This is a genomic window from Leucobacter sp. M11 (genome assembly GCF_035726885.1).
Taxonomy (GTDB): Bacteria; Actinomycetota; Actinomycetes; order Actinomycetales; family Microbacteriaceae; genus JAPFRB01.
This window is the reverse complement of the sequence record NZ_JAPFRB010000002.1, coordinates 225651-234883: the sequence shown is the minus strand read 5'-3', so window position 1 is coordinate 234883 and position 9233 is coordinate 225651. Positions and strand designations below refer to the sequence as shown.

Genomic DNA, 9233 nt, shown 5'->3' with positions numbered 1-9233 from the left:
GTCATGACCGAGCCGGGAATGAGATCGGCGCAGGCCGTCACCCAGTCTCGGGGGCAGACGCGATCCGTCTCGCCGCGGATCACGAGCGTCGGGACGCGGAGCCGGGGCAGCACGTCTTCGATGCGGTGCTCGAGCATGGTGCGGAATTTCTTGATGAACCAGCGCGGCCCCGTGCGCAGGTAGAGCCACGAACCGATCAGCATGACCCGTGGCGACTCGCCCCAGAGGTCCTGGATCATGCGCAGCGCCTGCCTCGTCACCGAGCGCTCGCTGGCGTTGACGGTCGGGGCGATGAGCACGAGGTGGTGGACGAGCTCCGGGTGGCGGTCGGCCAGCTCGGCAACGACCTGGGTCCCCATCGAGTGGCCGACGGCGACGACCGGGCCACCGAGCTGGGCGAGCACCGCCTCGCCGAGCAGGTCCCCGAGATCCGGCATGCTCAGGCTGCGGCTGGGCTCCGGGGTGTCGCCGAAGCCGGGCAGGTCGACGGCGACCACGTTGACGGCCAGGGCGAGGGCGTCGCGGAGCCGTCCGTAGTACGCGCTGCCCATGCCGATGCCGTGCACGAGCAGCACCGTTTGGGCGTGCCCGCCGTCCCAGCAGCTCAGGTGCAGCTCGTGATCGCCGCGACGATGGCGAAGGACCCGGTCCGGCTCCTCGGTGACGCGGTTGGGCAGCTCGGCGCGTGCGCGGCTCATGCGGTGGCCCCGCTGAGCTGCTCAAGCTCAGCCGGGCTCAGGGTCACGGTCGTTGACCGGATCAGGGCGTCCAGCTGCTCGGGGGTGCGGGCGCTCGCCAGCGGGGCGGCCACCGTGTCCTGTTGGCGGAGCCAGGCGAGGGCAGCGCTCGCGACGGGCACCCCGTGCCGGGCCGAGATCTCGTCGAGGGCGCTCAGCACGGCCCGCCCCGAGTCGCTCAGGTAGCGGGAGGCCCGCTCCGCGCGCTGGGAGGGCACCCCGTCGCCGGGTGGGCCGGAGCGGGCCTGCTCCTCCACGCGGTACTTCCCCGTGAGGAAGCCTCCCGCGAGCCCAAAGTAGGGGAAGACCGCGAGCCCGTGCTGCTCGGCGATCTGCCGGGCGCCGGTCTCGTATTCGCGCTCCATGAGGTTGTAGTGGGGTTGCAGGGCGACCGGCAGCGGGTGCCCCTCCCGCTCGGCGATGTCGAACCAGGCGGAGAGGCGTTCCGGGGTGTAGTTCGAGAGCCCGATGGCCCGAATCTTGCCCGCGGTGACCAGCTCGGCGAAGGCGGCAACCGTCTCCTCGAGCGGCGTCTCCGGGTCGTCAAAGTGGGCGTAGTAGAGGTCGATCGCGTCCACGCCGAGCCGCGCGAGCGAGTCCTCGGCGGCGGCGCGGATGTTCGCGGGGGCGAGCCCCGCCCGATCCGGCTTCGTGGAGACCTTCGACGCGATGAGGACCCGCTCCCGACGCCCGCGGCCGCGCAGCCAGGAGCCGATCACGGACTCGGACTCGCCGCCCGCGTTCCCCGGGACCCAGTGCGAGTAGCCGTCCGCGGTGTCGATCAGGTTGCCGCCCGCGTCCGCGTAGGCGTCCAGGATCCGGTGGCTGCTCGGCTCGTCGGCCGTCCAGCCGAAGACGTTGCCGCCGAGGCCGATGCCGCACACCTCCATCCCGGAGGTGCCGAGGGGAGAACGGTCGGGGGAGATCCGCGCGGGGCTCTTTTCGCTCATGCCGCCACCCTAGTCCGAAGGGGCCGCGCCGGGGAAGCGCGGGCGGGCGCGGTCTCCCGACCGGCGCATCGCCGGGCTCCCCACGCATTCCCAGCCCCGGGCGTGCCGCGCACAGCAAACGCTCATTTCGCTCACGTCGCCCGGTCAGCTTTCCGCCGTAGTCTGGTGTTCTCCTCGACCCCCACGAAGCGCTCCTCGCACGATCCCCCCTCTGTGCGAGGAGCGCCTCTGGGGGTCGAGGTCGTCTGGGCCGCGGTGCGCGTCCGGGGCCCGCTGCTCGGGAGGCAATGCGGGAAAAAACCTCTTGCTGTTAAGGTTAGCCTTGCCTAAGCTGGAACCGTGAGCGAGCCCCAGCACCCAGTCCCCGTCAGCAAATCCGTCGTGCTTCCCGGGGACTGGGTGCTGGCAGGTGGCGACGCCAGCGACCTGCCCGCCCTGCAGCTCTGGCTCAACTCGCAGCCGCGGACCAGCTTTGGCCGCGTCTTCGTCGAGGTGTTTTCCTCGATTCAAATCGTGCCCCTGCACGCTCCCCCGGGCATCGGGATCACCTGGCTCTGCCGGGAGGACCGCTCGCCCAGCCCGATGCCCGGCATCGGCGCCCCCCGCGGGGAAGCGCTCGTCCACGCCGTGGACGGCTGGTTAGACGAGTGGCTGCGCGCGGATGACTGCGATGCCCTCGGCTGGCACATTTGGCTGGGGGCCAGGACCAGCTCCGTCGTGGCGAGTTTCGGGGCGCGCCTGGAGCGCGAGCTGGACGGCCGAACGCCGCGGCAGTGCAGCAGCCCGGACCACGAATAGCCCAGACCACGAAGAGCCCGGGTGCGTGGCGCGCGCCCCGGCTCAGCCAGCCCGGGGCTCCGGGCGGATCGCCTCCCCGCCCGCGCGCCGCACGTGGTCGCGCGCGTGCCGGACGGCCTCGCCCAGGTCCTCGAAGAGGTGCTGCTGATCGCGCAGCTCCGCCAGGACCCCGACCCGGGTGGCCAGGCGCAGGTGCTTCGGCTGGATGCCCTTGAGGAGCACCGTAATGCCGCTGCGCTCCAGCGCCTGAATCATCTCTGCGGTCACGTGCGCGCCCGTCGCGTCGAGCAGCTGCAGCTGGCTCATTCGCAGGATCACCACGTCGACGCCCTGCACCGCGGCGACCGCCTCCAGCGTCCGATCGGCCGAGCCGAAGAAAAGGGCGCCGTCGAAGCGGAACAGGGCGATCCGCGCGTCCTCGGGCGAGCGGGGGCCGGGGATCTCCTCGCGGTGCACCCCGCCAGAGGCCGCGAGCGAGCGGAGGGCGAACAGCGCGGCCACCGCGATCCCGATGAGCACGGCGATGATGAGGTCGAAGGAGACGGTGACGACCGCGGTCAGCGCGAAGACGATCGCGGCCGAGCGGTTCGCCCCGGTCACCGCGCGCACCGTGGCGATCGAGATCATTCGGAACGCGGTCACCATGAGCACCCCGGCCAGGGCCGCGAGCGGGATCTCCGCCACGATTCGGGAGGCGAAGAGGACGACGAGCAGCAGCACCACGGCGTGCACGATCGCGGACACGCGCGTCTGCGCCCCCGCGCGAATGTTGACCGCGGTGCGGGCGATCGCTCCCGTGGCGGGCATCCCGCCGAAGAGCCCGGAGCCGATCGAGGCGAGCCCCTGGCCGAACAGCTCCCGATCCGCGTGGTAGCCGCCGACGGGGGTGAGCGAGGCGGCAACACGGGCCGAAAGCAGGGACTCGATTGCGGCGAGGGCCGCAATCGTGAGGGCCGGACCGAGGAGCGTGAGCAGCAGCTCCGGCGAGGCAGCGGGCAGGCTGGGCGCGGGCAGGCTGCTCGGTAGCGTGCCGATGCGGGCGAGCGGGGCGTCCAGGAGGACCGCGGCCACCGTCACCGCGGCAATGCCGATCAGGGAGCCGGGCAGCTGTGGGTGCAGGCGCGGGGCGAGGAGCATGATCGCGGCCACGGCGAGCACCGCGCCGAGGGCCCAGAGCGCCCCGGACCAGGTGGCCTCCGGCACCGACTGCGCGGCCGCCACGAGGGCGTTACTGCTCGGCCCGGGAACCGAGCCGAGCGCCGAGGGGACCTGCTGGAGGAAGATGATGACCGCGATGCCGAGGGTGAAGCCCTCGATGACGGGCCACGGGATGTACGACACCGTGCGCCCGAGCCGAAGGACCCCGGCGGCGACCACGATCACCCCCGCCATGAGGCTGAGCAGCGGAATCACCTCGGCGCCGTGCACGGCAACGACGGGGCCGAGCACGACCACCATCGCGCCGGTGGGACCCGAGACCTGGACGTTTGAGCCGCCAAACACGGCCGCGATCAGCCCGGCCACGATCGCCGTGATCAGTCCGGACTCGGCGCCCGCGCCCGAGCTGACGCCAAAGGCGAGCGCGAGGGGGAGCGCCACGATGCCGACCGTCAGGCCCGCCACGAGGTCCGGGCGCCAGCTCCGGCCAATCTGTCCGTAGTCGGCTCGGGTGGGCAGCAGCGCGCGCAGCGCCCCGGTGAAACGACGGCTTTCGGACACAGTCGGCCCCTCTCTCGGGCCCCCTGCGGCTGCCCGCAATATGCACAGCCTAGCGAGCCAAGCGTCGGAATCGCGGAGTGTGGCGCGGGGACCGCAGAAACGAGCGAGGCCGCCCACCCCGGTCGGGGTGGACGGCCTCGCTGGATCAGCCTCGCTTAGGCGCGGCGGCGGATCCGAGCCACGACGACCAGGGCCGCGCCGAGCAGCAGCGCGATCGCGCCACCGATCAGGTACGGCGCGGGGTTCGAGCCGGTGTTCGCCAGCCCGTTCTTCGCGTCGGGGCCGGCGCCCGGTTGCTTGTCCGTGGGTGCCGTGACCCCGGGGGCCGGGTTCTTCTCGATCGCGTTGACGAGGGCCACCTCGGCGGTGGTCTGGTCACCGATCGTGAGCGTCACGCGCTCGCCGGTCTCGGCAGGCTCAGCGCCCGAGACGGTGAACGCGGGCAGAGCCCACGTCGCCTCGGCCACGTCCGCCGGGGCTTGCTCGCTGAGCGTCACCTCGGCGCCGTAGGGGAGCGCCTCGCTCGTGACGGGGGTGCCGTCTGCGAGCAGGGTGAGCGTCCCGGAGCCCGCGGCGAAACCGAGCCGCTCGTTCGCGGGGTAGGCGTAGTCCACGAGGAACTCCGTGTCGGCGGCGACGAGTGAGGCGCCGGAGCCCTCGACGGTCTTCGCGATCTGGAAGAGGCCCGTGTTCAGGGTGATCTCGTTGACGACGGCGACCTCGACGGTCTCGTTCGTCGCGATGACGACCTCGTTGGACTCGGTGAACACCGGAGCCGCCCAGGTGCCGCCCGTGATGGCGGGCTGCTCCTCGGTCAGGGTCACGACCGCGCCGCTCGGGAGGTCGCCGACCGTGACGGGGGTGCCGTCAGCGGGAACGGAGATCGTCCCGGAGCCGGCCTCGAAGGTCTCTCCGGCGGGGTAGCTGTAGCCGAAGTCGAAGGCCTGCTCGGCGGGAACGAGGCCCGCGCCGGAGCCGGTCACGCTCTTCGTGACGCTGAAGGAACCCACGTCGCGGGTGAGCGTGTTCGTCAGCTCAAGCTCCAGGAAGGTCCCCGAGCCGGTCACTGTCGTCGTGTAGACGCTGTCATCCTCGGCGGGCTCCTCGCCCTCCGCCGCGCGCGCGGAGATCAGCGCGGACCAGGAGCGGTCCGTCCAGGTCGCGCCGGGGACGGCCTCGGGATCCTGCTCGGAGAACGTCACCTCGGCCCCGTAGGGCAGGTTGTCGATCGTGACGACGTCACCGTTGGCGGGGAGGCGGACCTCGCCCTGCCCGGCCGCGAAGCCGATGCCCTCGGGGTAGGCGTAGGTCACCAGGAAGCCAGCGTCCTCGGGCAGCAGGGCCGCGCCGGAGCCGTCGATCTTCTTGCTCAGGGCGACGGAGCCGCGCTCAAGCTCGTAGGTGTTGGTCAGCGTGACCTCGGTGGTCTCGTTGCCGACCACGGAGAAGGTGCTCTGATCGAACTCCGTGCCCAGGGTGGTGCCGGGGCGCTTCGCGCCTGCGGTGTCCTCGCTGAGCGTCACGACGGCGCCCGCGGGAACCTTGGTGACCGTGACGGGGGTCTCGGGGGTGACCGTGAGCGTGCCGGAGTCGCCCGCGAAGCCGAGCGACTTGTCGGCGGGGTAGGACCAGTTCACACTGAAGCTGTCGGAGCCCTTCAGGTGCGCCGCGCCGTCGCCCGCGAGCGCCTTGGTGACGGTGAAGGAGCCGAAGTCGCGCTTCAGGGTGTTCTGCACCGTGACATCGACCGTGGCGGAGGCCTCGTCGATCGTCAGCGTGTTCGGGGTGATGACGGGGGTCTCATCCCAGGTCGCGCCGGTGATCGCGGCGGGGGTCGCCTCGGTGAGCGTGACCGTCGCGCCGAGGGGCACGGGATCGCTCGAGACGACCGTGCCGTCCTGGTCGAGGACGATCGTGCCGGAGCCAGCGGGGTAGCCGAAGCCGGCCGCGTAGGTGTAGTTCAGGGTGAACTGGGCGTCCTCGGGGATCACGACGGAGTCGGCGTTGACGATCTCCTTGTGCGCGGAGAAGGAACCCTGGTTCAGCACGGCCTCGTTCACGACGAGTAGCTTGGTCAGCGTGCCGAGGTTGCCGTTGTCCTGGCTCAGGCGAATCTCAACCTGACCGTCCTTGTTGGTCGGGAGCGGCTTGCCCGCTTCGTCCAGGAAGACCGGGTCCTTCCACGTGACGGCCGCGCCGCCCGTTGGCGTGATCTCGGTGAAGGTCACGGTCGTGTCCTTGAAGATCTCCGGGGTGTACGCCGAGGCGCCGTTGCGGAGCACAAAGGTGCCCGTGGCGGAGGTGCCGTCGTCGTGCGTTGCGACGTAGGTGATCGTGTACTCGAAGGAGGGCTCAATCGTCGCGGTGCTGCCCTTGGCGAGCTGCTTGGCGACCTGCACCATGCCGAAGTTCTTCCCGATGACCCAGGCGGAGCCGTTCTGCTGCGTCTCGCGGTTCGCCGTGGCGGAGGTCGTGTCCGACTCGGAGCCGATGGTGTAGCTGGCCTTGTTCGGGTAGGACCCGGACTTGCCGCCGTCGAGCGCGGACATCACCCAGACGGCGCGGTACAGCGAACCGTCCAGCCCCGTGACGGTGCCGTCCTCGGAGGCGTGGTCGGCGCCCAGGCCGGGCTCGGAGACGAACTCCATCGTCAGGCCGTCCTTGCTGAGGGTCAGCGGCTCGCTGGCGCGCTCCCAGACGGGGTACTGGTGGTTGTTGTCGTGGCGCTTGAGGGAGCGGGCGACCTCGAGGCGGGGGTTTCCCTCACCGGCGACGAGCGCGAGGATCTCGGGGTCGGCCAGGTCGGAGATGGTGACCTGCTGGCCGGGCTCGATGCCGGTCTTCGGCGCGGGGAGGGAGACCTCCCAGGTGATGGTGTCGGTGCTGTTGTCGTACCAGCCGCGCTTGCCGAAGCCGTTGCCACCGAAGTCGCAGTTCTCCGTGCACACGTAGGGCGGGCGCTCCTCGGCGATGGTGACGGTGATGTCGTCGCCGTTCAGGTTGACCGTCTGGTCGCCCGTCGTCCCCTCAGCGAAGTTGGCGGTGACGAACAGGTTCAGGCCGCCCTCGATGCCGAAGGGGTTGTCCTTGGTGAACGCCGGGTCGACCGTGCAGACGACCTCGGTTGCCGTGACGACGCACTCACCGATGACTTTCTGATCGATGCCCGCCATGGGGATCGTCTCGGCGTTCCCGACGAGCTCGGGCGGCAGGTCCATGCGGAAGGAGACGTCACCGTCTGCCTCGGCTGCGATGTTCCAGCCGACCTGGAGCATCTGGCGGCTGCCGTTTTCGAAGCTGGAGTTCTCGAACGCAACGCTCGAAATGCTCGCATCGCCGGGAGCGGCGGTGGCCGGTGCCGCGCTGAGCGCGCTGCCGGTGAAGAAGGTCACGATCAGTGCGAGGACCAGCCCGACCGCCGTGAGCACGCGCGGTTTTGGCGCGCGAAAAACTGCGTGTTGATTCATCATTCCCCTTGTTGCATCAAGTCCCGGTGTGGCAGAACCTAATCCTGTGTGTCCCCCGAAACAGACATGACAGGGCACCCAACAGTCGAGCACGCGGGGGGAGCTCACCGGGGTGCGTCGATGCAGTGGTGGGGGGAGGCCGAATGGGCCATCGTCCATTCTCGCTGGTTGTGTGACAACTCTGCAAATCTTCTGTGCGTCGTCACAGCTTGCCCGCAGGTTCCGCGGACCCCCTGAGGCGCGCGCGCCCGGCTCGGGCGAGTCGACGGCTCGGGCGGGGCTGGGCTAGCGTGGAGGAAACACGAGCGTCGAAGACGAACGCAACGAGGAGGGGGCCGTCGAGTGCCGCAGCGCTACGGAGATTTTGCGACCTGGACCGGTTCCCTGGGCACCGTTGCCGCCTTCGCGGTCGGCTTCTGGCAGATCCGCCGCGAGCGCACCGAGCGCAAGCGGCGGGAGGCGAGCGAGTGGCTCGCCGCCAAGCGCGAGCACGCCGACCGGGTCAGCGCCTGGCGGACGGGCGACGAGATCATCGTGTCGAACGGCTCGCACCACCTCATTCACGCCGTCCGGATCGTGCTCGACGGGCACGACCCGATCGACCTCGACCACGTCGAACCCGGGCGAGCCAGCGTGCCGCTCGGCGTGCACGGCGCGACCGTTCCGGTGACCTCGCTCACCTTCACCGACGCGCGCGGCGACCGCTGGGTGCGCGATGCCGGGGAGCTGCCCCGCAGAATCACACAGGAGGAATCCGCATGAGCGGTGCGCCCACGAACCGTTACGCTACCCTCGCCGCCCGGGTGTATCACCTGGATAAGGCGATTGGCCGCTCCTTCGGCGACCTGGAGTTCTACGCCGAGCGGCTGGCCGGGGAGACCGGACCGATCCTGGAACCCGCGGTGGGCAACGGCCGTGCGCTCATCCCTCTGCTGGAGGCGGGGCTGGCCGTGAGCGGCTTCGACGCCTCACCGGAGATGCTGGACATCTGCCGGGCGGAGTGCGCGGCCCGCGGGCTCGACCCCGCGCTCGAGCTGGCCTTCTTCCAGGACTTCGAGGTGTCCGAGCCCCAGGCGGCGATCATCATCCCGGCGGGTTCGATCCAGCTCGTCGTCGATCCCGAGGAGACCGCCGCGGTGCTCCGCCGCTTTTTTGGGGCGCTCCGCCCGGGCGGCCGCCTGATCCTGGATCTCGACTCCCTGGCCGCCCTCGCGGACACCGCGCCGAGCGCGCGGCGCTGGATCGACCCCGGCGACGCCTCCGGGGCGGGCTCGGGGGACGCGCTCACCCTGCTCGGGGTGCACGAGGGCACGGACTTCGCCGCGCAGACCCACACGACCCAGCTCCGCTATGAGCGCTGGCGGGACGGCGCGCTCGTCGAGAGCGAGCTTGACCTGTTCACGCTCCGGCTCTGGGGCCACTTCGAGATGGTGACCCTGCTGCGCTCGATCGGCTTCGCCGAGGTCACGGTGTCCGCGGATTACCGGCACGGGGTCGCCCCGGATGCCGACACCAGCGTGGTCACGATCGAGGCGGTTCGCCCGCGCTGAGGCCGAACCCCC

7 protein-coding genes are annotated in these 9233 nt (G+C 70.8%); 3 read left to right on the top strand and 4 right to left on the bottom strand.

The annotated features are described in order from the left end of the window. Window positions 1–698 (bottom strand): alpha/beta fold hydrolase (locus OOT08_RS05315; RefSeq protein WP_325091534.1); only part of this gene is annotated, 698 nt, incomplete at its 3' end. After that, the gene (locus OOT08_RS05310; protein WP_325091533.1) at window positions 695–1687 is read right to left on the bottom strand and encodes an aldo/keto reductase; all 993 of its coding nucleotides are present in this window, start codon (window positions 1685–1687) and stop codon (window positions 695–697) included. The genes OOT08_RS05315 and OOT08_RS05310, both read right to left, overlap by 4 nt. 339 nt (window positions 1688–2026) lie before the next feature. Between OOT08_RS05310 and OOT08_RS05305 the strand changes: the two genes are divergently transcribed. Next, a complete protein-coding gene (locus OOT08_RS05305; RefSeq protein ID WP_325091532.1) occupies window positions 2027–2485 on the top strand; it encodes an SIP domain-containing protein in 459 nt (152 codons plus the stop codon). Window positions 2486–2527: 42 nt separating this feature from the next. Here OOT08_RS05305 and OOT08_RS05300 read toward each other — a convergent pair whose 3' ends face one another. After that, a complete protein-coding gene (locus OOT08_RS05300) occupies window positions 2528–4204 on the bottom strand; it encodes a SulP family inorganic anion transporter (protein WP_325091531.1) in 1677 nt (558 codons plus the stop codon). 155 nt (window positions 4205–4359) lie between these two features. Beyond that, entirely contained in the window at window positions 4360–7674 is a 3315-nt protein-coding gene (locus OOT08_RS05295; RefSeq protein WP_325091530.1) for a DUF5979 domain-containing protein, read from the bottom strand. A 339-nt stretch (window positions 7675–8013) separates the two neighbouring features. Between OOT08_RS05295 and OOT08_RS05290 the strand changes: the two genes are divergently transcribed. Continuing rightward, window positions 8014–8433 (top strand): hypothetical protein, encoded by a 420-nt coding sequence (locus OOT08_RS05290; protein ID WP_325091529.1) that lies wholly within the window; start codon window positions 8014–8016, stop codon window positions 8431–8433. Continuing rightward, window positions 8430–9221 (top strand): class I SAM-dependent methyltransferase, encoded by a 792-nt coding sequence (locus OOT08_RS05285; protein ID WP_325091526.1) that lies wholly within the window; start codon window positions 8430–8432, stop codon window positions 9219–9221. The genes OOT08_RS05290 and OOT08_RS05285 overlap by 4 nt, the downstream gene beginning before the upstream one ends. Window positions 9222–9233: the final 12 nt, after the last annotated feature.